We start from the raw sequence: 20,843 nt of genomic DNA, 5'->3' as shown, positions 1-20,843 counted from the left end.
AGCCGGGCATGCGCATGAGATGCTAGGACCTCAATTACGCGACGGTTGCGGCGGCGCGCTGCGGCCGCGACGGCGCGGATCGCGGTCGAACATCTGCGGGCGCAGGGTGAGCAACTCGCTGCGGACGAGCACGCCGTCCTTGTTGGTATCGAACCGGGCGAAGAAGAGGTCGAAGCGCGCCGCCAGCTCGTTCCAGCTGACCTTGTTGTCGCCATCGCGGTCGGTCTCGAAAGGGCTGGGCAGCGTGTTGCGATCGCCGAGCCAGCGCTCGGACCAGTCGGAGAAGGCGATATAGCCGAGCGCGCCGGTCTTGCCGGTGTCGATGGCGTCGAACGTGGCGCGCAGCCCGGTGTCGAACTCGGCACGGGTCACCCGCGCATCGCCGTCGCGATCGAAGGCGGCGATCATCATCGCGACCGGTTCGGCCATCACCGTCGCCGCCGGCTGGGCGGGCTGCACCGGCACCACGGGGGGGATCGGGGTCTGCTGCGCGAGTGCGGGTGACGCGGCGAAGGTTGCGAGCAGCAGGAACAGGCGCATCGACTCTCTCACCTCAGGGCAGCAACAGGCTGGCATCGCCATAGCTATAGAAGCGGTAGCCGCTGGCAATGGCATGCGCATAGGCCGCCTGCATCCGCTCGAGCCCCATCAGCGCCGATACCAGCATGAACAGCGTCGAGCGCGGCAGATGGAAGTTGGTGACCAGCCCGTCGATACCCTTGAAGCGGTAACCGGGGGTGATGAAGATCGCGGTATCGCCTTCGAACGGCGCAATCGAGCCGTCCGCGTCCGCGGCGCTTTCGATCAGGCGCAAACTTGTCGTGCCCACCGCGATCACCCGCCCGCCCGCAGCGCGCACCGCATTGAGCCGCTCGGCGGTCGCCGAATCGATCCGGCCCCATTCGGCGTGCATCCGGTGCGCGTCGGTGTCGTCGGCCTTGACCGGGAGGAAGGTACCGGCACCGACGTGCAGGGTGAGCGTGGTGTGGCCGATGCCCGCGGCGTCGAGCGACGCGAGGAGCGCCGGAGTGAAATGGAGCGCGGCGGTCGGCGCCGCGACCGCGCCCGGTTCACTGGCGAACATCGTCTGATAGTCGTCGGCGTCGCGCGCATCGGTGGGGCGCTTCGAGGCGATATAGGGCGGCAGCGGCATGTGGCCGCACCGTTCGAGCAGCAACTCGACCGGCTCGTCGCCGGCGAAATCGAGCGCGAAGCTGCCATCTTCGGCGCGATCCGAAGCCAGCGCGGTGACGTCCGCGCCGAAATCGATGCTGTCGCCTTCGCGCAGCCGCTTGGCGTTGCGGATGAAGGCGCGCCAGCGCCGCGGCCCTTCGCGCTTGTGGAGCGTCGCGCCGATGCTCGCCCCAGAGCCGCCCGCCGCGTCGTCGTCGCGCGCGGCGCGCCTGCCCTCGAGCTGGGCGGGGATGACGCGGGTGTCGTTGAAGACGAGCAGATCGCCCTTGCGCAGGAACGACGGCAAATCGCCGACGCAGGCGTCACGCGTCTCCGCCGCGCCCTCGAGCACGAGCAGCCGGGCGGAGTCGCGCGGGCTCGCCGGACGAAGCGCGATCCGCTCGTTCGGCAGCTCGAAATCGAAAAGCTCGACCTTCACTTATTGGGGCAGCGTGACCTTGGTCTCGCCCTCCGGCAGCGCCGGCGCGGCGGCGGGCGCGGCCTGATAGGGCGGCGGATTGTCGGCGGCGATATAGGCGTGGAGGATTCGGGTCGGGTTCGCAGGCGGCTCGCCGCGCTCGATCTTGTCCACCCACTGCATGCCTTCGACCACGCGGCCGAACACGGTATAGTCATGATCGAAGCCAAGGCGCGGCCCGAACATGATGAAGAACTGGCTGTTGGCGCTGTTCACGTCCTGCGTGCGCGCGGCCGAAACGGCGCCGCGGACATGGGGCAGATTGTTGAACTCGGCGGGCACGTCGGGAAGATCGGACTCGCCGCTGCCGGTGCCGGTCGGGTCGCCGCCCTGCGCCATGTTCTCGGGCGCGTCGATCACGCGGTGGAAGACGATGCCGTCGTAGAATTTACGACGGGTGAGCGTCTTGACCTGCGTCACCATCTTCGGCGCGACGTCGGGGCGCAGCCGGATCGCGACGCGGCCGCCGCTCGAGAGATCGAGGACCCAGGTGTTCTCGGGATCGGGCGGCAGCGCCGTGGTGACGCCGTGATTGAGATCCGAGCTGACGCCCTTGAGCGTTTCGACTTCGGGCTTGGACGGCGGACCCTTTTGCGCGGCGGCGGGCACGGCGAACAACAAGGCGGCACCAGCGGCCAGGGCGGCAACGAAACGCATCAACTTCCCCACTCGGAATTCTTATCGGGCAAGGGTCTAGAGCAACTCTGTGGCGGCGGAAAGGCCGCGTCTCAGCTGCCCTTGCGGCCGAGTTCGCCGACCCGGCGCGCGACATCGGCCTCGACCGCGGGGCTGACGAACTTGCGGATCGCGCCGCCATAGAGAGCGATCTCCTTGACGAGGCGGCTGGCGATCGGCTGGAGCGAGACATCGGCCATCAGGAAGACCGTCTCGATCCTGTCGTTGATCTGCTGGTTCATCCCCGCCATCTGATACTCATATTCGAAGTCGGCCACCGCGCGCAGGCCGCGGACGATGACGCTGGCGCCTTCGCGCTCGGCAAAGTCCATCAGCAGCGAATCGAAGCTGACGACATGGATCTCGCCGTCGATCCCCGCGGTCTCGCGCTTGACCATCTCCATCCGCTCCTCGACCGAGAACATCGGCGATTTGGAGGGATTGGTCGTCACGCCGATCACCAGCCGGTCGACCAGCTTCGCGCCGCGCCGGATGATGTCCATATGGCCGCGAGTGACCGGATCGAAGGTGCCGGGATAGACGCCGGTGCGGATGGTCATCGGTTCAACTCCAAAGAGTCAATTGCGCCCGATCGGGCAGGAAATCGACGGCGGCCCCCCACGCTGGAGGTGCGCGATGGTGGGCGATGTTCGAGCAACTGAGATGTCCCTGCTGCGTGTCGCAATCAAAGCCGCTGTTCGCGCGTCCGAGCGCGGCTGCCCATGCCGTCATGCGCGCGTTGTCAGCGCGGATCTCCGCCCATTGGATTACGTCGACGCCGCCCTCCCGTTCGTGAAGCCAGCGGGCCTGCGCGCCCGGGCACGACGGCATCATCGCATGCGCCTTCGCGCGCGCCAGCAACGCAGGCGACGACTTGCGGTAGCCATCGTAGCCGAGCGCCCCACCCACCAGCAGGAGCAGCACGATCCCGATGGCTGCGGCCAGCCGTCTCACCGATCGCGTTCGAGCGTGTAGCGGGCAATGTCGCGGAGCAGATCGGCCTCGGGGCCGAAGGGCTTGAGGTGCGCGATCGCCTGATCGACGAGCAGGCGCGCCTGTTCACGGGCACGATCGAGCCCGAGCAGCGTGAGAAAGGTCTCCTTGCCCGCCTGATCGTCCTTGCGGAGCTTCTTGCCGGCAAGCGCCTCGTCGCCCTCGGCATCGAGAATGTCGTCGGCGATCTGGAAGGCGAGACCGACATCGCGCGCATAGCCGCGCAGCCCGGTGCGCCCCTCGGGCGAGACGCGGCCGAGGATCGCGCCGCTCTCGACCGCGCAGCTGATCAGCGCGCCGGTCTTCATCGCCTGGAGCCGGGTGACGGTGGGCAAGTCGAAGCTCGCCTTCTCGGCCTCGAGGTCCATCATCTGGCCGCCGGCCATGCCCGAGGGCCCTGAGGCATGGGCGAGCGCGCCGACCAGCTCGATGCGGACGAAGGGATCGGGATGAGTCGCCTCGTCGGCGAGGATCTCGAAGGCGAGCGCGTGCAGGCAATCGCCGGCGAGGATCGCCGTGGCCTCGTCGAACGCCTTGTGGACCGTCGGCTTGCCGCGGCGCATGTCGTCATCGTCCATCGCCGGGAGATCGTCGTGGATCAGCGAATAGACATGGATGCATTCGAGCGCGGTGGCGACGCGGGCGATGGCGTGGCGATCGACGCCGAACAGCCGCGCGGTGCCGAACACGAGCAAGGGCCGCAGTCGCTTGCCGCCGCCGATAGCGGCGTGCCGCATCGCGCGATACAGCCCTTTGCGCGGATCATCGGGAATCGCGAGCAGCAGATCGAACTGACGATCGATCTCGGTGGAGACCTGCCGAAGCGCCGACTGGAGCGCGAGAGACGCATCGGCCACGCTCGCCACCCGGTCAGCCGGCGGCGAAGGGGGCGGTGCCGGCGGGCCGGCCCTGCGCGTCGGTGCGGATCGCCTCGATGCGCGCCTGCGCGGCATCGAGCCGGGCGGCGCACTGGCGGCGGAGCTGGTCGCCGCGCTCGTACAGGTCGATCGCCTCCTGGAGCTGCGCATCGCCGCTCTCGAGCCGCGTGACGATGCGCTCGAGCTCGCGAAGGGCCTCCTCGAACGAGAGGTCGGTGATCTGCGCTTCGTCTGCCATGGCGACCGCTATGCGGCAGGGCGGCGGGGGATTGCAACAGCGCTGGACGCAGCTGCCAAATCCGCGCCGCGCTGGCCTCGGGCGGGATTTGGGTTGCAACCGTCGGCGCACACCACATGTTTGGGCGGCGATATTCGAGGGAGCGCGCCCATGTTCACCAGCATCAATCCTGCGACCGGCGAGGCCGGCGAGGGCATCAAGGAACTCGACGCCGACGGGATCGAGCTGGCGCTGGGCCGCGCGCAGACTGCGTTCTCGGCATGGCGCAACTCGGCGCCCGAGCAGCGGACGCAGTTGCTCGGCGCGATCGCCGATCAATGGGAAGCCAACAAGCAGCATCTCGCCGAGACCGCGGTGCGCGAGATGGGCAAGACGCTCGCCAGCGCGATCGCCGAAGTCGAGAAATGCATTTCGGGCTTCCGTCATTATGCCGAGCATGGCCCGTCCTATCTCGAACCCAGCGAAGTGCAGACCCCGGGCGGGCGGGCCGTGGCGCGCTGGCTGCCGATGGGCCCCGTGCTCGCGGTGATGCCGTGGAACTTCCCCTATTGGCAGGTCGTGCGCTTCCTCGCGCCGACGATCATGGCGGGCAATGTCGCGCTGCTGAAGCACGCATCGAGCGTGCAGGGCTGCGCCGCGCTGATGCAGCAACTGGCGAGCGCGGCCGGAGCGCCCGACGGACTGTTCCAGAATCTCGCGATCAAGTCCGACAAGGTCTCGGACATCATCGCCGACAAGCGGGTCGTGGCGGTGACGCTGACCGGAAGCGAAGGCGCGGGCGCCAAGGTGGCGCAGGCGGCGGGCAAGGCGCTCAAGAAAGTGGTGCTCGAACTGGGCGGCTCGGACCCGCTGATCGTGATGCCCTCGGCCGATCTCGACGAGGCAGCGAAGACCGCGGTGACCGCACGCGTGCAGAATGCCGGGCAGAGCTGCATCTGCGCCAAGCGAATGATCGTCCACGCCGAGGTCTATGACGCGTTCCTCGAGAAGTTCTCGGCGGGAATGAAGGCCGTGAAGATCGGCGATCCGATGGCGGCCGACACCGGGATGGGGCCGCTTTCGAGCGTCCAGCAGCGCGATACCGTGCTCGAGCAGGTCGAGCGTGCCAAGGCTGCGGGGGCCGAATTGCTGTTCGGCGCGGAGAAGATCGAGCGCGAGGGCGCGTGGATGACGCCGGGGGTGCTGGTCGGGCTCGATCCCGAGAGCGATGTCGCCAAGGAGGAAATCTTCGGACCGGTCGCGGCGGTCTACAAGGCCGCGGACATCGAGGCGGCGATCGCGCTGGCCAACGACGTGCCCTATGGGCTCGGCTCGGCGGTGTGGACGCAGGACGAAGCCGAGATCGAGCGGTTCGCGCGCGATATCGAGGCGGGAATGACCGCGGTGAATGCGCTGCTCGCCTCGACCCCGGCGGCGCCGTTCGGCGGGGTGAAGCTGTCGGGGCATGGCCGCGAGCTGGGCCCGTGGGGGATGCACGAGTTCATGAATTTGAAGGCGGTGATGTACGGCAAGGGCGCGCAGGCGGGGGACTAGGCTTGCTTCTGCGCCGCGTACGGAGAACCGACGGTTCGACCTGACGGATGGCGGCTCTCGATCGGCCGCTCGGCCGGGAGCGAAGCTTTTCTGACACACAAGTCTGCGATGGGGCCCGGACACGCAAAGTCCGGGGCCAAGTCACATGATCCGCAAGACCGTGCGATCCGGTTTGACCGGACTTTTGCTGGTGCTGTCGTGCCTGTCGGTGGCCGCCGCGCCGGATCAGTTCGATGGCGCGATCGAGCATGCGCGCCTGCTGGGCACGATCGACCTCAAGGGCGAGTTGTTTCACGTCCAGGGTCTCGAACTCGATAGCCGGCGCATCTGGGTGACGTCCGTCGATCAGAATCTTCGGAAGGGCTATATCCACGAGTTCGACCGGCGCACGGGCAAGTTCCTGCGGCGATTGGAACTGACGGACGGGGCGCGATATCATCCGGGTGGGATATCGCTTTCCGGGCGTTCGATCTGGGTGCCGGTGGCGGAATTGCGCCCGAATAGTTCGGCGATGCTCGTCGAAGTCGATGCCGATAGCCTCGCGATACGCCGCAAAATCCCGGTGGCGGACCATCTGGGCTGCGTGGCGGCCTCTGGCCGCCACCTCGTGGCGGGCAATTGGAACAGCGAACTGCTCTACATCTTCGATCTGGGCGAAGATGCGCCGGCGCGGATCGTGCCGAACCCTTCGCCCACGCGCTACCAGGACATGAAGTTCGTCGACGGCCAGCTCGTCGCGGGCGGATCGCTGACCTTGTGGAGCGGCGCGGTGGACTGGATCGATTGGCCCTCGATGAAGACCAAACGGACCTTGCGTGCGGGCGCGAGCGGGCCCGTAAGACCTTTCGGCCGCGGCGGACCCTATACCGGCGAAGGAATGGCGATCGAGGGCCGCGACCTATATGTCGTCCCCGAAGATGGCCCCAGCCGGCTGTTTCATTTCCGGCTCGAGGATCGCGACGAGAGCCGGCCGGCCTAGCGTGTCGCCGGCGCGGATCACCCTACCACGAACTTTCCCGTCATGCCGAAGCCGGCATGGAGGAAATGGGTGCATTTGATCGGGTAGCTGCCCGCTGTCGGCGCGGTGATGTGGATCTCGACGCTGTCGCCGCCCGCCAGCTCGATCTTGCCGTCTTTGATCCGGGCGCGATCCGCGGCGGGGATCACCGCCGCGGCGAAGAATGCCTTCGCGGCGAAGCTGTGGCCGCCCTTGCTCGACAGGTGCAGGATGTAGGGCCGGCCATGGGTGAGCTCGATCGTCGCGGGCGTGAACCGGAAGTTGGACAGCGCCACGTCGATACGCTGCGGGGCGGGCGCCGCCGAGGCGGTGAGCAAGGCCAGGACAGGCAAAGCGAGACGCACGGGCATGGGCACCTCCTGATCGCGCCAGACTAGGCCTCGCCGCGCACCTCCGCCAGCAGATCCTTGCGGCTGAGCTTGCCGATCATCGTCTTGGGGAGGCTATCGCGGATGACGACCTCGGAGACACGCTCGTGCTTGCCGAGCTGGCCGTTGAGCCAAATGCAGAGCTCGGGGCCCGAGACCGGTTCGACGTCCTCGTCGAGCACCACATAGGCGTGGGGCAGCTCGCCATGATAGGCGTCGGGGAGGCCGAGCACGAGGGCCTCCTTCACCGCCGGGTGACGATACAGCACTGCCTCTATCTGGCTCGGAAAGACCTTGAAGCCGCCGACCGCGATCATGTCCTTCAACCGGTCGACGATGCGGATATAGCCGTCCTCGTCGATCAGGCCGACATCGCCGGTGCGCAACCAGTGGTCATCGACGAACACCTCCGCGTCGGCATCGGGACGGTTCCAATAGCCCTGCATGATCTGCGGGCCCGAGACGACGATCTCGCCCGGCTCGCCCTGGGGCGGGGCGCGTGTCGGGTCTTCCTTGTCGACGAGGCGAACCCGGGTGGCGGCGAGCGGCTGGCCGATCGTGCCGGGCTTGTTGAGGCCGTCATAGGGGTTGGTCGAGACCACGCCCGAGCTTTCGGACAGGCCATAGCCTTCGATCACCCGCGCGCCGGTGATGCGCTCCCATTCCTCCTTGAGCTGGGCAGGGAGCGGGGCGCCGCCCGAGATGCAGAATTTGAGCGAGCTGAAGTCGGATGGCTTCATGCCCGGCGCATCGAGCAGCGCCTGATACATGGTCGGCACGCCGGGGAGCGAGCGGGGCCGGGTGCGGCGGAGCTCGGCGAGCGCCTGCTTGGCGTTGAAGCGCGGCAGCATGACGATCTCGCCGCCGGTGAGCACGGTGCGGTTGAGTACGCAGGTATTGGCGAAGACATGGAAGAAGGGGAGGACGCCGAGAATGCTGTCCTGCGTCTTGCCCATGTCGGGATCGAGCTGCGCGACCTGGCGGGCATTGGCCGACAGATTCTGGTGGGTGAGCACCGCGCCCTTGGGCGTTCCGGTGGTGCCGCCGGTATATTGGATGAGCGCGACGTCGCGCTCGGGGTCGATCGCAACCGACTCGCACTGGCCCGGATTGGCGATCAGCCGCGAGAAGGCGAGGATGCGGGGCTCCTCGGGGCGCGGGGTCACTTCGCTGCCACGGAACCAGCGGTAAAAGAGCGACTTGGCGGCAGGGAGCGCGCCGGCGATCGAGCCGACGACGAGCCGTTCGAGCGCGCTCGCCTCGAGCACTTTGAGCGCGGTCGGCAGCAGCGCCGAGGCCGAGAGGGTGAAGAGCAGCTTCGTCCCTGAATCGGCGACCTGCGCCGAGAGCTCGTCGACCGAATAGAGCGGCGAGAAATTGACCACCGTCGCGCCGAGCATGAGGATGCCGTAATAGGCGGCGACATAATGGGGCACGTTGGGCAGGAAGAGCCCGATGCGGTCGCCCGGGCCATAGCCGAGCGCCTTCAGCCCGCAGGCGACGCGGCGGGCACCATCGAGCGTCTCGGCATAGCTGTATTTGCGGCCCATGAAATCGAGCAGCGGCGCCTGCGGATGGGCGGCGGTGCTCGCCTCGAACAGCGTGACCATCGACACCGGCGGGAAGACATCGTCCCACCTGCCGGGATGCCGGTACGCGGTACGCCAGACGTGCTCGAAATCACTCATTTACACGGGTGTAAGCAAGCCGGGCATGCGGTTCAATAGCCGAGCCGCTTGCTCCAGGTGACGAGCACCGAGATCGAGGCGAGACCGAGATCGACCACGGCCTGCGCCTTTTGCGGGGCGAGATCGCCGGGGCGATGCGTGAGGATACGGATGTCGGCGCGGTGCCCCGGCGCGGCGAGCGCGAGCAGCATCAGCGCGGCGCCGGCGGCGATCAATATCCTGTGGCGGCGCTGCATCCTCGTTCCTCCCGCGCCGAGCATAGGCCCGGGGCGGCGGAGCGGCAAGGCGGTCAGGCGGCGGCGCGCATCGCATGGCGGACCCGGTCGCGCCCCGCGGACTTGGCGTCGAACAGCGCGGTATCGGCGATGCGGTAGAGCGCCTTCCAGTCGACCTCGCTGGCCAGCGTGCCCTGGCAGGTGCCGATGCTCGCGGTCACCTTGATGTCGAACGGCATCCGCATCTGGCGGAGGCGCGCCAACACCGACTCGGGTTCGATCGGGCGATCGGCGGGGGTGAGGATGGCGAACTCCTCGCCGCCAATCCGCGCGACCAGCGTGCCCTGCGGCACCGAAGTGCGCAGCATGCGCGCGAACACGCGGAGGACTTCGTCGCCACCATCATGGCCCAGCGTCTCGTTGACGCGCTTGAAATGGTCGAGATCGATGATCAGCAGCAGCTGCTCGCCGGCCCGGCCGATCGCCTGGTGGAGAAAGGCACGACGGTTGAGCAGCCCGGTGAGCGGATCGGTATCGGCGAGGCGGCGGGTCATCACTTCGCGTTCGATCGCGTCGTCGCGTTCGGCGCGGAGCAGCTTGATGCGATAGGCGACCGCCAGCGACGAGACGATCGCCTCGACCATCATCGCGAGGATCGTCGAATTGTCGATCCAGAAGCTCCACGGCAGCAAATGCAGATTGGCGAGCGCGCGGAGCGCCGCGGTGAGGATCGGCGCGCCCCATGCGAAGGCGAACAGCCAGAGATAGTTGCTGCGCAGCCGCCACGCGCGCCAGAGCAGCGGCAATACCGCGGCGGAGAGCGCGACGAACGAGCAGGTGAAGGCGAGATCGACCGCCTTGATCGCGAACGGCGCGGTGAGGAAATAGAACAGACCGACCCCGGCCATCGCGAGCCCGACCCCGGTGGCGTAGCGCCCCAGCCAGCCGGCGAAGACGCGTTCCTCGAAGAAGCTGCGCGCGAACACCAGCGCCGCGGTGCCGGTGCCGCCGAGCAGCAGGAAGTTGATCCGCAGCCGGCTGTTGTTGGCGATGTCGGGCCACGCCCAGGCCAGCGCGCCGGAGGAGGAGAAGGTATAGGCGAGCAGCAGCCCGACCATCAGGCAGTAATAGAGCTGGAAGCGATGCCGCAGCGCGCCCCATAGCGCGAGATTGTAGATGATCAGCGCGATCGCGAGTCCGGCAAAGCCCGCATAGAGCGCTGCCATCGCGAGATTCGCGTGCTCGCTTTCCTTCGCCGTCGACAGCCGCGCGCCGAGAAGGATCCCGCGAAGATTGGCCGCCCCTTCGACATGCCAGAGCAGGCGCACAACATTCGCTTGGCTGCGCGGAAGCGGCTGCTCGGCGATCGCGCCGAGCTGGATCAGCGGCGTTAGTCCTCGCGCGTCGGTGGTCTGCGAGACGATCTTGCCGTCGGCATAGAGGACGTGCAGCGTCAGGCTCTGCTGCCACAGGCTGGCGAGGCGCACGTTGAGCGGCGCGCGCGAACGCGAGCGTTGATGAATGTCCTGCGAGATCACCCAATAGTTGCCGGGGCCGAACCGATGCTGCGCCGTGGCGCAGTCGAAGCGTGCGGGCTGGCGAATCAGCGTGGCCGGATCCATGCCACCGGTATCGCGCAGCACGCAGACCCGGAGCGGCGTGCCCGCGACTCCTTTTTGCGCATGCGCGGGCGCACCGCAAAACAGCGCGATGCCTCCGGCAAATGCCAGGACCAATCTGATGAACCCCCCGGCCATGACCCGATGCTAGGGCCGCATGACGAACAACCGGTAAAGATCGGGACGCAAGCGTTGGATTTCGCGAGCGGCCGCGGCTAGCGTCGCGCCGCGAAAAGGGGAGAGGGAATGCAGCAGGTGACGGCGCCGGAAACGGCGATGAACGACACGCGGCTCGAATCGGTCGACATCGTGCGCGGCTTCGCGCTGATGGCGTTGTTTCTGGTGCACATGATCGAGAGCTACGAGCTCTACTGGGCCGATCCGCGCCCCGGCGCTGTCGCCGACACCATCTATCTTCTGTTCATGGGCAAGAGCTTCTCGCTGCTCGCGCTCTGCTTCGGCTTCAGCTTCTTCATCCTGATGGATCGCGCTGCCCGGCGTGGCAGTGATTTCACGGCGCGCTTCGCGTGGCGGCTTACCGTGCTGTTCGGGATCGGCTTTCTCCACGCGATGGTCTATCGCGGCGACATCATCCAGCTGCTCGCGCTGATGGGCTTCCTGCTCCTCGCCTTCCACCGCGTCCGGGACAATCGGGTGCTGATCGCAGTCGCCGCCTTCTGCTTCCTCAGCCCCTTGCTGCTCGTCCAGCTCGGCGCGGCGATGGCGGGGGCGAGCTGGGCCAACCAGCCGCCCAACCATTATTCCGATCCGGCGATGGCGACTTATTTGTCGGGCACGTTCGGCGAATATCTGCGCGCCAATCTTTGGCAGGGCCAGCTGCCCAAATGGTGGTTCATGCTCGAATCGGGCCGACTCACCCAGATTCTCGGCCTGTATCTGGTCGGCATGATGCTCGGCCGGATCGGTTTCTTTGCGCGGCTGGGCGCCTATGCGCGGGCGCGCTGGATCGCGCTGGCGATCGCCGCGGCGGCGGTGCTGCTGCTCTATTTCTTTCGCGACGATCTTTCGGCCGCATTCGCGCGCGGCGACCATGGCGAGGCCGCCAACCGGCTGTTCGGGGCGCTGCTCGGCAGTTGGTTCGAGCTTTCGGGCACGGCGCTATGGGCGCTGCTGCTGCTCGCGCTTTTCCAGAGTCCGCTGCGGAGGGTGCTGCACCCGCTCGCCGGGGTCGGCCGCACGACGCTGACGCTCTACATCCTCCAGTCGCTGATCTTCGTGCCGCTCTTTTACGGTTTCGGACTCGGGCTGCATGACGACTGGGACCAGCGCACCCGGCTGCTCGTCGGGCTGGGTGCGATCGCGGCGCAGCTGGTATTGGCGCGGTGGTGGCTTCGGCGGTTCCGCTACGGCCCAGTCGAATGGGTCTGGCGGGCGCTCACTTATGGTCGGCGCGACATCCCGTTCCGCGGCGCCGCTGCCGGCTGAGCGACACCGCGAAGCCGCTCGACCAGCGCGACGAACACGAGAACGGCGAGGATCGCCGCGGTGTCGGCGAGCCAGTCGCGCCAGTCGGCGCTGCGATGGAGCGCGGGGATCGCCTGGACAATCTCGATCAGCACGCCGAAGCCGGACAGGCCGAGAAACAGCCGCCAGCGGGCCGCTCCGGGCCAGCCCGCGACCGCGAGCGCGGTGAGCACGGTGAAGGCGAGGATGTGCTGCACCTTGTCGATCGGCTGGCCGGGAAGCTGCGGAGGATGGGGGAGAACGGCCATCACGAAGGTGAAGAGAACCGCGGGCCAGAAAGCGAGGCGAAGAGCTCGGCGCATGGCAGGGGCGCATGCCATGGAAGCCGGGCGCCGCGCAATCGAGGCGATATGCAGAAATCAAAACGAACCATATAGGTAATTTGTTCTTGACAGCGCAACGCTGATGTGGCACTAATCAGGAATGCTGAAGAACTGCGAGTCGGGCACTTCGGTGTGCGGCGGCAGTCCGCTTCGACGTTCGGGAGGGGCCATGGCCGCGGCGTATTCGCAAGCCGAACAGGCCGCGCTCGATCCCCGGTGGCGCGATTGCATCTCCGGGCTTTCGGAAATCGATGCGCGTGTGCTGGAGAAGCACTGGCCATGGTGGCGACGTCCCGACCAGACACCGCCATCGGGAGAATGGCGGGCCTGGCTGGTGATGGCCGGACGCGGGTTCGGCAAGACACGGATGGGCGCGGAATGGGTGCGCGCGCAAGCCGAGCGCAATCCGAAGCTGCGGATCGCGCTGGTCGGCGCGACGCAGGAGGACGTGCGGCGGGTGATGATCGAAGGCGAGAGCGGACTGCTGGCGGTTGCCGGGTGGCAGCGGCGGCCGAGCTGGGAGCCGTCGATCGGGCGGCTGAAATGGCCCGGAGGCGCGCAGGCAGAAGTGTTCGCGGCAAGCGAGCCAGACAAGCTCCGCGGGCCGCAGCACCACATCGCCTGGGCCGACGAGATCGGCAAATGGGCGAACGGCGAGGATACGTGGGACAATCTGTTGATGTCGCTGCGCATGGGCAAGGCCCAGGTGGTCGCCACGACCACACCGCGCCCGGTTGCGCTGGTGCGACGGCTGGTCGCCGATGCGAGCGTGATCAAGACCTGCGGCGCGACGATGGTCAATCGGGCCAACCTTGCCCGGGGGTTTTTCGACGCGATGGGAATTTATGCCGGCACGCGGCTCGGGCGGCAGGAATTGCATGGCGAGCTGCTCGATGACGTTCCCGACGCGCTGTGGACGCGCGACATGGTGGAGCGGGCGCGGATCGGCGCGGCGCCCGAACTGGTGCGGGTGGTGATCGGTGTCGACCCCCCGGCGAGCGCGGGAGGGGATGCCTGCGGCATCGTCGCGGTGGGGCTGGGGCGCGACCGACGCGGCTATGTGCTCGAAGATGCCAGCGTGCACGGCGCATCGCCCGAAGGCTGGGCGCGCGCCGTGGCGGCGTGCGCGGCGCGGCATCGCGCCGAGCGCGTCGTCGCGGAAAAGAACCAGGGCGGCGACATGGTGGCCAGCGTGCTGCGCGGCGCCGACAGCGGCCTGCCGGTGACGCTGGTCCATGCCACGCGGGGGAAGGTATCGCGCGCCGAGCCGGTGGCGCTGCTCTATGAGGCGGGCCGCGCATGGCATGTCGGCGGCTTCTCCGCGCTCGAGGATGAATTGTGCGGGTTGCAGGCCGGTGGCGGCTATGAGGGCCCGGGCCGCTCGCCCGACCGTGCCGACGCGCTTGTCTGGGCGATGACCGAATTGATGCTGGGCAAACGGGGTGCGGCGCGGGTCACCTTGCTGTAGGCGAGGCGCGCAACCCGAGGAGCGAAGATGGTCCCGCGCGAATTGATCGATACGGCGGAAGTGCCTGGCGGCGACCCGCTGCGGCTGTTCCGCCGCGGGCGCGACTTCATGATCGTTCTAGACCGCAACGAGCTGATGAGCAGCCGGATGAGCGGGTCCGAGGAAGCGCTGGCCGACATGACGATCGACCGGCTACCGCTATCGGCGCCGCATCTGCTGATCGGCGGATATGGCATGGGGTTCACGCTGCGTGCGGCGCTGCGGCGGCTGGGCGCGGATGCGCGGATCGCCGTCGCCGAGCTGGTGCCGAAGATCATCGATTGGGCGAAAGGGCCGATGGCGGAGCTGGCGGCGGGATGCCTCGACGACCCGCGCGTGGCGGTGGTGCTCGACGATGTCGGCGCGGTGATCGCGCGCGGGCAGGGACGCTATGACGCGATCCTGCTCGATGTCGACAATGGACCCGACGGGCTCACCCGGCCGGGCAATGACGGACTCTATTCGATGCGCGGCCTGGCGGCGGCGAAGGCAGCCCTGCGGCCGGGCGGGGTGCTGGCGGTGTGGTCCGCGGCGCCCGATAATGCGTTCGCGCGGCGGCTGCGCGAGGCGGGGTTTGCCGTCGAGGAAGTCGGCGTGAAGGCGCGCAGCAACGGCAAAGGGCCGCGGCACGTGATCTGGTTCGCGACGCGGCGCTGAGGCGCGGCGGTCGACCATACTGCCCTGCCTCTCCGGATGCGGGAGGGGTTTGCCGGCGGACGATACCCTGATCGGGGAGACAGGCATGAAGTGGTTCGGACGCAAATCCGCCGCGGGTGACCGCGCGCGGCCGGCGCTGGCGCGTGGCGGCACCATCACCAGCCTCGGCGAATGGCCGCGCAGCTACGAGGCGCAGGTGCGCGAAGGCTATTGCCATAATCCGGTGGCGCAGCGCGCAGTCAAGCTGGTGAGCGAAGGCGTGGGATCGGTGCCGCTCGCGGCGAGCGATCCGACGCTGGTGGCGCTCGCCACGGCGCGTTCGGGCGGGCAGGTGCTGATCGAGACGATCGCGTCGCATCTTCTGCTCCACGGCAACGCGTGGGTACAGATTTTGACCGACAGCGCCGGCGCGGTGCGCGAGCTGTTCGCGCTTCGACCCGAACGCGTGACGGTCGAGCCCGACGCGAATGGCTGGCCGGTCGCCTATCGCTATCGGGTGGGGGCGCACGTCAGCCGGCTCGCGGCGGAGGATGCCGGAGGACGCCCCGCGGTGGTCCAGCTCAAGACGTTCAATCCGGTCGACGACCATTACGGGCTCGGCTGCCTCGGCGCGGCGGCGGGAGCGATCGCCATCCACAATGCCGCGACACGCTGGAACAAGGCGCTGCTCGATAATGCCGCGCGGCCTTCGGGGGCGCTGATCTACGACGTCGGCGACGGCGGGGTGCTCAGCCCCGACCAGTTCGCGCGGGTGAAGAACGAGCTCGAGGCAGGGTTTGCCGGCGCGGCCAATGCCGGACGCCCGCTGCTGCTCGAGGGCGGGCTCAAATGGCAGGCGATGGGGATGACGCCGGCCGACATGGATTTCGTGGGGCTGAAGGCCGCGGCGGCGCGCGAGATCGCGCTTGCCTTCGGCGTGCCGCCGATGCTGCTCGGGCTGCCCGGCGACACTGCCTATGCCAACTACCGCGAAGCCAATCGCGCGCTGTGGCGGCTCGCGATCCTGCCGGTGGCGGACACGATCCTCGCGGGGCTCGCACAGGCGTTGCGCGGCTGGTTCGAGGGCGCGTCGCTGGCGGTCGATCTCGATCGCGTGACCGCTCTGGCCGAGGATCGCGAGCGGCTTTGGCGTCAGGTGAGCGCGGCGGATTTTCTGAGCGACGAAGAGAAGCGGGCTATGGTCGGGCTGGTGTGACCACGAGCGCGCAACGGCGCGTCCCGCTATCCCAGTTTCCACCGACATTGCCGCATTTTGCCCTGAGGACGGCATCGGTCGACCAGGCCCAGACGAGCAGCGCGGCGCGCGCGACGATCAACGTGACCAGCAGAGGGAAGAGCCAACGGGGCATCATCGCTGCCTAGGCCGGAGCGGGCGGCCGGGCAATCGGGAGAGTGACATGCGTAACGAAGCGCTGCTTGCGCAACTGATCGAGCAGGCGAAAGAGGACGGCGCCGACATGGCGACGCTTCGGGCGATAGCCGAGGAGGCGGGCGAGGCGAGCGCGCAGCGCGCGCTGGCGCGTCTGGGGCTCGAGGACGTCGGCGCGGCGAAGGACATGGCCGAGCTGCGCGAGTTGCTGGGGGCGTGGCGCGACGCCAAGCGCTCGGCGCTCAAGGCGGCCTTTTCCTGGGCCGGACGGATGGCGGCTGCGCTGCTGCTGGTCGGGCTGGCGGTCAAGCTCGGGTTTCCGGGCTGGCTGAAATGAGCGTGCGCTTCGCCGGCTATGTGGCGGTGTTCGACGTGCCCGACCGCGGCGGCGACGTGGTTCGACGCGGGGCGTTCGGACGGGTCAGCGCGGTGCCGTTGCTCTGGCAGCATGGCGGCAAGCCGATCGGCACGGTCGAACGGCTGGCGGCCGACCGGCGCGGGTTGCGCGTGGTCGCGCGGGTCGAAGAGCCGCAGCTTGCCGCCGCGGTCGCCCGGGGCGCGGTGACGGGGCTGTCGTTCGGCTATCGGGTGACCGAAGCCGAGGCCGGGCCGCATCGCGAGATCAAGGGATTGCAGCTGCTCGAGATCAGCCTCGTGGCGAGCCCGATGCAACCGCTGGCGCGGGTGCACGCCGTGGCTGCCGACTGACCTGGCTGCCCTCGGGCGAGCCTCCACCCCCGCGCGCTGTGCGGTTCCCCTCCCCGTTTCGGAAGGAGGGTTTCTTTACTGTGGGAGACGGACATGGACGATGTGGTGACCGACGCGCTCGAGGCGAGCTTCGAGGCAATGGAGACGGCGGGGCTGCCCCCGGCGCGGCCGATGCTGGCGGGCGGGCGGCCGCTCGGCAGCGCGGCGTTCGAAGGCTTTCTGCGCTCGGGGAGCGGCGGCTTCGAGATGAAGGCGCTGTCGGGCGCGAGCGACGCCGCAGGTGGCTATGCGGTGCCCGAGGAGATCGACAGCCGGATCGACGCGACGCTGAAGGCGGTTTCGCCGATCCGCGGCATCGCCAATGTCGTGAAGGTCGGATCGAGCGGCTATCGCAAGCTGGTGACCAGCGGCGGTTTCGAGAGCGGCTGGGCGGCCGAGACCGTGGCACGCCCCGAGACCGACACGCCGGTGTTCAACGAAGTCGCGCCGCCGATGGGCGATCTCTATGCCAACCCGGCGGCGAGCCAGGCGATGCTCGACGACGCGATGTTCGACGTCGAGCAATGGCTGGCGGCGGAAGTGGCGCGCGAGTTCGCCGTGGCCGAGGGCGCAGCGTTCGTCGGGGGCAATGGCGTCAACAAGCCCAAAGGCTTCCTCGCCGTGCCGACCGCCACGACGAGCGATGCGACGCGGGCCTTCGGGACGCTGCAATATCTGGCGAGCGGCGCGGCGGGGGCGTTCGCGGCCAATCCCGACGAGAAGCTGATCGACCTTGTCCAGAGCCTGCGCGCGCCCTATCGGCAGGGGGCGAGCTGGGTGATGAACTCGGCGACGCTGGCGCGGATCCGCAAGTTCAAGACCAGCGACGGCGCATTCCTCTGGCAGCCCGCGCTTGCCGCCGGCCAGCCGGCGACCCTGCTCGGCTATCCGGTGGTCGAGGCCGAGGACATGCCCGACATCGCGGCCAACAGCCTGTCGATCGCGTTCGGCAACTTCAAGGCCGGCTATCTGATCGCCGAGCGCGGCGAGACGCAGGTGTTGCGCGATCCGTACAGCAACAAGCCCTTCGTGCACTTCTACGCGACCAAGCGGGTCGGCGGCATGGTGAGCAACTCCGAGGCGATCAAGCTGCTCAAGTTCGCGGCTTCCTGACCCTGTTTCCCCTCCCTGCGCGCAGGGAGGGGAGCCTTTCGAAAGAGGAGATTGGGATGCTTGCTCCGCCCTTTCCGGCGGCGGCGATCGCGGCCGCGCGCGATGCCGTCAGGCTTCATCTGCGGATAACGGGAGCGGCGGAGGACGCGCTGCTCGAGACGCATGCCGCAACGGCGCTCGCGCTGTGCGAGGCATTCACCGGCCAGGCGCTGATCGTGCGCGCGTGGAGCGAGGTGCTGCCGGCGCATGGCGCGTGGCAGCGGCTTCCCGCCGCGCCGGTGACGACGATCGACGCGGTCGAGGGGCTGGGCGCTTCGGGCACCGGCTACGCGCTGCCACCCGAGACCTATGGCATCGATATCGACGCCGCCGGCGAAGGCTGGGTGCGCGGCAGCGCGGCGATCGCGGCGGGGCGGATCCGGATCGGTTATGCCGCGGGGCTGGCGGGGGACTGGTCGGGCCTGCCGGCGCCGCTGATGCAGGGAGTGGTGCTGCTCGCCGCGCATCTGTTCGAGGCGCGCGCCAACGGCGGCACGCCGCCCGCCGCGGTGGCGGCGTTGTGGCGGCCATTCCGTCGGATGCGGCTCAACATCGCGCGGCGATCGGCATGAGCGGCAAGCTCGAGGCGCGCGCCCGGCTGGCCGGCGCGCGCGCAGTGGCACGGGCGACGCTGCGGCTCGGCGAGGCCGCGCGCGCCGCCTTGCCGGGTCTTGCCGTCGAGGCCGAGGCCGAGGCCGGGGCGGGGCGGGTGGTGATTTCGGGGCGCGGGCTGTGGCGGCGTTGGCTGCGTGACCCTGTGCTCCGCTGGCCGGGAGGGTGGCTGCGATGAGCTTGCACGAAGTACTCGCCACGGCGCTGGCGCAGGCATTGCGCACGCACGCGCCGCTGGGCGTGGCGATCAACGGCGTGTTCGACGCGCCGCCGGCGCGCGCGGTGCGGCCCTATGCGGTGGTCGAAGAGGCGGTGCTGACCGACTGGAGCACCAAGGACATGGCGGGGCGCGAGGGCAGGCTGACGATCGCGCTGTTCGATCTCGGTGAGCGCACCAGCAGGCTGCGCGCCCTCACGGGCGAAGTCAGCGCGGCGCTGGCCGCGGTGCCGCGCGATCTCGGCGAGGGTTGGCGGATCGTCAGCCTCGACTTCGTGCGCAGCCGGGTCGTGCGGGAGGGCGAGGCGCGGACCGCCGCGATCATCGAGTTCCGCGTGCGCGTGCTGCAGGCAAATTAGGAGAGAGATTATGGCGGCGGAGAAGGGCAGTGCGTTCCTGCTCAAGGTCGGGAATGGCGGATCGCCGGCGAGCTTCACCACAGTGGCCGGGCTGCGCACGACGCAGCTCAGCATCAATGGCGAAGCGGTGGTGATCACTTCGAAGGATTCGGGCGGCTGGCGCGAATTGCTGACGGGCGGCGGGGTGCGATCGGTGAGCGTCTCGGGCGCCGGGGTGTTCACCGGATCGGCGGCCGAGAACCGGGTGAAGGCAAACGCGCTTGCCGGCACGATCGACGATTACCGGCTGAGCTTCGAGAGCGGCGAGACGATGACCGGACGCTTCCTCGTCACGCGGCTCGACTATGCCGGCGATTTCAACGGCGAGCGCAGCTACACGCTGAGCCTGGAGAGCTCGGGGCCGGTGGTATCGGCATGAGCGGGGCGAATCCGGCGCGCGGCGAGGCGTCGCTGTCTCTCGCGGGCGAGACGCTGGTGCTGCGGCCCAGCTTCGCGGCGCTGGTCGCCGCCGAGGGCGAATTGGGACCGTTGTTCGCGCTGGTCGAGCGCGCCGCCGACGGGCGGCTGGCACTGGGCGAGATGGTCGCGCTGTTCTGGCATTGCCTGCGCGACCGGCCGGCGGGGCTGAGCCGCGACGATTTCGGCGAAGCGATCGCCGCGCAGGGACTGGCGGCGAGCACGCCGGCGCTGAAGATATTGCTCGGGCAGATTCTGGCGGGGCGGTGATGGATAGCGCGCAATTTTGCGGCGCAGCCGTGCGACTGGCCGGGCTGGCGGGGCTTCTCTTCGGCTGGACCCCGGAGACTTTCTGGCGCGCCACGCCGGCGGAGCTCGGCGCGCTGGTGCGGGCGGTGGCGGGCGAAGCCGAGGCGCCGCCGGACCCTGTGGAGATTGCGCGGCTCAAGGAGCTTTTCCCCGATGGATGAAGAGATCGAACGCATGATCATCGACGTGCGCGCCGATACCCGGGGCTTTGCGCGCGATGTTGCCGAGATGCGCGGCCAGATCGATGGGCCGCTGGCGGCGGGCGCCGAGCGTGCCGGGCGCGCGATCGAGAGCGCGCTGCTGCGTGCGGTGCGGACCGGCAAGCTGGGGTTCGAGGATCTGCGCCGGATGGCCCTGACCGTGCTCGACGAGATCGCGGCAGCGGCGTTGCGGCAGGGCATCGCCGCGCTGATCGGCGGCGACGCGGGCAGTGGCGGCGGTGCAGGCGGCGGGCTGGGCGGGGTCATGCTGGCGTTGTTCGGCGGATCGCCGGGACGCGCGACCGGCGGCCCGGTCAGCCCGCTGCGACCCTATTGGGTGGGCGAGCGCGGACCCGAGCTGTTCGTGCCTGCGGCCGCGGGGAGCATCGCGGCGCCGGTGGCGGCGGGACCGCGCGAGGTGCGCGTGGCGATCACTGTGAATGCCGGCGCGGGCGAGGCGCCGCGGGCGCTGGCGCAATCGAGCCGGCAAGTCGCGCGCGCGGTGAAGGCGGCGCTGGCGGGGGTCGACTAGCGCCCTGCCAAGCTGGTGGACGCTGCTGCGCCTTAATGAGGG

The 20,843-nt window shown here is 68.8% G+C and carries 28 protein-coding genes; 16 read left to right on the top strand and 12 right to left on the bottom strand.

Going from position 1 to position 20,843, the window contains the following annotated elements:
* Positions 1-30 precede the first annotated feature (30 nt).
* The 7 genes from E5A74_RS12600 to E5A74_RS12570 form a co-directional block, all read right to left on the bottom strand.
* The gene (locus E5A74_RS12600) at positions 31-540 is read right to left on the bottom strand and encodes an EF-hand domain-containing protein (protein WP_135985454.1); all 510 of its coding nucleotides are present in this window, start codon (positions 538-540) and stop codon (positions 31-33) included.
* Between the two features lie 13 nt (positions 541-553).
* Positions 554-1,612: a tRNA preQ1(34) S-adenosylmethionine ribosyltransferase-isomerase QueA gene (queA, locus tag E5A74_RS12595; protein WP_135985452.1), complete on the bottom strand. Its 1,059-nt coding sequence runs from the start codon at positions 1,610-1,612 to the stop codon at positions 554-556.
* Positions 1,613-2,308: a peptidylprolyl isomerase gene (locus E5A74_RS12590; protein ID WP_135985450.1), complete on the bottom strand. Its 696-nt coding sequence runs from the start codon at positions 2,306-2,308 to the stop codon at positions 1,613-1,615.
* Positions 2,309-2,379: 71 nt separating this feature from the next.
* Positions 2,380-2,886, bottom strand: a complete 507-nt coding sequence (gene coaD, locus E5A74_RS12585; RefSeq protein ID WP_135985448.1) for a pantetheine-phosphate adenylyltransferase — start codon at positions 2,884-2,886, stop codon at positions 2,380-2,382.
* Between the two features lie 4 nt (positions 2,887-2,890).
* Positions 2,891-3,280 carry a hypothetical protein gene (locus tag E5A74_RS12580; RefSeq protein WP_135985446.1) on the bottom strand — a complete coding sequence of 130 codons (390 nt, stop codon included), beginning with the start codon at positions 3,278-3,280 and terminating at the stop codon, positions 2,891-2,893.
* A complete protein-coding gene (locus E5A74_RS12575; protein ID WP_135985444.1) occupies positions 3,277-4,185 on the bottom strand; it encodes a polyprenyl synthetase family protein in 909 nt (302 codons plus the stop codon). The genes E5A74_RS12580 and E5A74_RS12575 overlap by 4 nt, the downstream gene beginning before the upstream one ends.
* Positions 4,186-4,189: 4 nt before the next feature.
* On the bottom strand, positions 4,190-4,435 hold the full coding sequence (locus E5A74_RS12570; RefSeq protein ID WP_135985442.1) for an exodeoxyribonuclease VII small subunit: 246 nt from the start codon (positions 4,433-4,435) through the stop codon (positions 4,190-4,192).
* A 150-nt stretch (positions 4,436-4,585) separates the two neighbouring features.
* On the opposite strand from E5A74_RS12570, the gene E5A74_RS12565 reads away from it, so the two are divergent.
* Positions 4,586-5,968 (top strand): NAD-dependent succinate-semialdehyde dehydrogenase, encoded by a 1,383-nt coding sequence (locus E5A74_RS12565; protein WP_135985440.1) that lies wholly within the window; start codon positions 4,586-4,588, stop codon positions 5,966-5,968.
* Between the two features lie 172 nt (positions 5,969-6,140).
* Positions 6,141-6,947 carry a DUF6454 family protein gene (locus tag E5A74_RS12560; RefSeq protein WP_135985438.1) on the top strand — a complete coding sequence of 269 codons (807 nt, stop codon included), beginning with the start codon at positions 6,141-6,143 and terminating at the stop codon, positions 6,945-6,947.
* 17 nt (positions 6,948-6,964) lie between these two features.
* Here the strand turns inward: E5A74_RS12560 and E5A74_RS12555 are convergent, their stop codons facing one another.
* Genes E5A74_RS12555 through E5A74_RS12540 form a run of 4 tightly spaced genes read right to left on the bottom strand, consistent with a single transcriptional unit; the run spans position 6,965 to position 10,879 of the window.
* Positions 6,965-7,336: a plastocyanin/azurin family copper-binding protein gene (locus E5A74_RS12555; RefSeq protein ID WP_135985436.1), complete on the bottom strand. Its 372-nt coding sequence runs from the start codon at positions 7,334-7,336 to the stop codon at positions 6,965-6,967.
* Between the two features lie 23 nt (positions 7,337-7,359).
* The gene (locus E5A74_RS12550; RefSeq protein WP_135985433.1) at positions 7,360-9,042 is read right to left on the bottom strand and encodes an AMP-binding protein; all 1,683 of its coding nucleotides are present in this window, start codon (positions 9,040-9,042) and stop codon (positions 7,360-7,362) included.
* Positions 9,043-9,074: 32 nt separating this feature from the next.
* Positions 9,075-9,278, bottom strand: coding sequence for a hypothetical protein (locus E5A74_RS12545; RefSeq protein ID WP_135985431.1), 204 nt, complete (start codon positions 9,276-9,278; stop codon positions 9,075-9,077).
* A gap of 53 nt (positions 9,279-9,331) precedes the next feature.
* Positions 9,332-10,879, bottom strand: coding sequence for a GGDEF domain-containing protein (locus tag E5A74_RS12540; RefSeq protein ID WP_240699790.1), 1,548 nt, complete (start codon positions 10,877-10,879; stop codon positions 9,332-9,334).
* Between the two features lie 243 nt (positions 10,880-11,122).
* On the opposite strand from E5A74_RS12540, the gene E5A74_RS12535 reads away from it, so the two are divergent.
* Positions 11,123-12,322 (top strand): DUF418 domain-containing protein, encoded by a 1,200-nt coding sequence (locus E5A74_RS12535; protein WP_240699789.1) that lies wholly within the window; start codon positions 11,123-11,125, stop codon positions 12,320-12,322.
* Here E5A74_RS12535 and E5A74_RS12530 read toward each other — a convergent pair.
* Positions 12,277-12,609 carry a VanZ family protein gene (locus tag E5A74_RS12530; protein WP_206365851.1) on the bottom strand — a complete coding sequence of 111 codons (333 nt, stop codon included), beginning with the start codon at positions 12,607-12,609 and terminating at the stop codon, positions 12,277-12,279. The genes E5A74_RS12535 and E5A74_RS12530 overlap by 46 nt on opposite strands.
* A 244-nt stretch (positions 12,610-12,853) precedes the next feature.
* Between E5A74_RS12530 and E5A74_RS12525 the strand changes: the two genes are divergently transcribed.
* The 13 genes from E5A74_RS12525 to E5A74_RS12465 all read left to right on the top strand — a co-directional run bounded on the left by E5A74_RS12525 (position 12,854) and on the right by E5A74_RS12465 (position 20,801).
* Positions 12,854-14,152, top strand: coding sequence for a DNA-packaging protein (locus E5A74_RS12525; protein WP_135985427.1), 1,299 nt, complete (start codon positions 12,854-12,856; stop codon positions 14,150-14,152).
* A 27-nt stretch (positions 14,153-14,179) separates the two neighbouring features.
* Entirely contained in the window at positions 14,180-14,848 is a 669-nt protein-coding gene (locus tag E5A74_RS12520) for a spermidine synthase (RefSeq protein WP_135985425.1), read from the top strand.
* Between the two features lie 85 nt (positions 14,849-14,933).
* Complete coding sequence (locus tag E5A74_RS12515) at positions 14,934-16,043, top strand: phage portal protein (RefSeq protein ID WP_135985423.1); 1,110 nt, start codon at positions 14,934-14,936, stop codon at positions 16,041-16,043.
* Positions 16,044-16,245: 202 nt separating this feature from the next.
* Positions 16,246-16,554 (top strand): DUF6127 family protein, encoded by a 309-nt coding sequence (locus E5A74_RS12510; protein ID WP_135985421.1) that lies wholly within the window; start codon positions 16,246-16,248, stop codon positions 16,552-16,554.
* A complete protein-coding gene (locus E5A74_RS12505) occupies positions 16,551-16,925 on the top strand; it encodes an HK97 family phage prohead protease (RefSeq protein ID WP_135985419.1) in 375 nt (124 codons plus the stop codon). Before E5A74_RS12510 ends, E5A74_RS12505 begins: the two co-directional genes overlap by 4 nt.
* 93 nt (positions 16,926-17,018) lie before the next feature.
* Positions 17,019-18,077, top strand: a complete 1,059-nt coding sequence (locus E5A74_RS12500; protein WP_135985417.1) for a phage major capsid protein — start codon at positions 17,019-17,021, stop codon at positions 18,075-18,077.
* A 56-nt stretch (positions 18,078-18,133) separates the two neighbouring features.
* Positions 18,134-18,688: a head-tail connector protein gene (locus E5A74_RS12495; protein ID WP_135985415.1), complete on the top strand. Its 555-nt coding sequence runs from the start codon at positions 18,134-18,136 to the stop codon at positions 18,686-18,688.
* Positions 18,685-18,906, top strand: coding sequence for a hypothetical protein (locus E5A74_RS12490; protein ID WP_135985413.1), 222 nt, complete (start codon positions 18,685-18,687; stop codon positions 18,904-18,906). Before E5A74_RS12495 ends, E5A74_RS12490 begins: the two co-directional genes overlap by 4 nt.
* Entirely contained in the window at positions 18,903-19,304 is a 402-nt protein-coding gene (locus E5A74_RS12485) for a DUF3168 domain-containing protein (RefSeq protein ID WP_135985411.1), read from the top strand. The genes E5A74_RS12490 and E5A74_RS12485 overlap by 4 nt, the downstream gene beginning before the upstream one ends.
* 10 nt (positions 19,305-19,314) lie before the next feature.
* On the top strand, positions 19,315-19,722 hold the full coding sequence (locus tag E5A74_RS12480) for a phage major tail protein, TP901-1 family (RefSeq protein WP_135985409.1): 408 nt from the start codon (positions 19,315-19,317) through the stop codon (positions 19,720-19,722).
* A complete protein-coding gene (locus tag E5A74_RS12475; protein WP_135985407.1) occupies positions 19,719-20,030 on the top strand; it encodes a gene transfer agent family protein in 312 nt (103 codons plus the stop codon). Before E5A74_RS12480 ends, E5A74_RS12475 begins: the two co-directional genes overlap by 4 nt.
* Positions 20,030-20,230, top strand: coding sequence for a phage tail assembly chaperone (locus tag E5A74_RS12470; protein WP_135985405.1), 201 nt, complete (start codon positions 20,030-20,032; stop codon positions 20,228-20,230). The genes E5A74_RS12475 and E5A74_RS12470 overlap by 1 nt, the downstream gene beginning before the upstream one ends.
* The gene (locus tag E5A74_RS12465; protein ID WP_135985403.1) at positions 20,223-20,801 is read left to right on the top strand and encodes a tail tape measure protein; all 579 of its coding nucleotides are present in this window, start codon (positions 20,223-20,225) and stop codon (positions 20,799-20,801) included. Before E5A74_RS12470 ends, E5A74_RS12465 begins: the two co-directional genes overlap by 8 nt.
* The last annotated feature ends 42 nt before the right edge of the window (positions 20,802-20,843 follow it).

The organism is Sphingomonas naasensis (genome assembly GCF_004792695.1).
In the GTDB taxonomy this organism is placed as follows: domain Bacteria; phylum Pseudomonadota; class Alphaproteobacteria; order Sphingomonadales; family Sphingomonadaceae; genus Sphingomonas; species Sphingomonas naasensis.
This window is presented reverse-complemented; position numbering and strand designations above follow the sequence as displayed.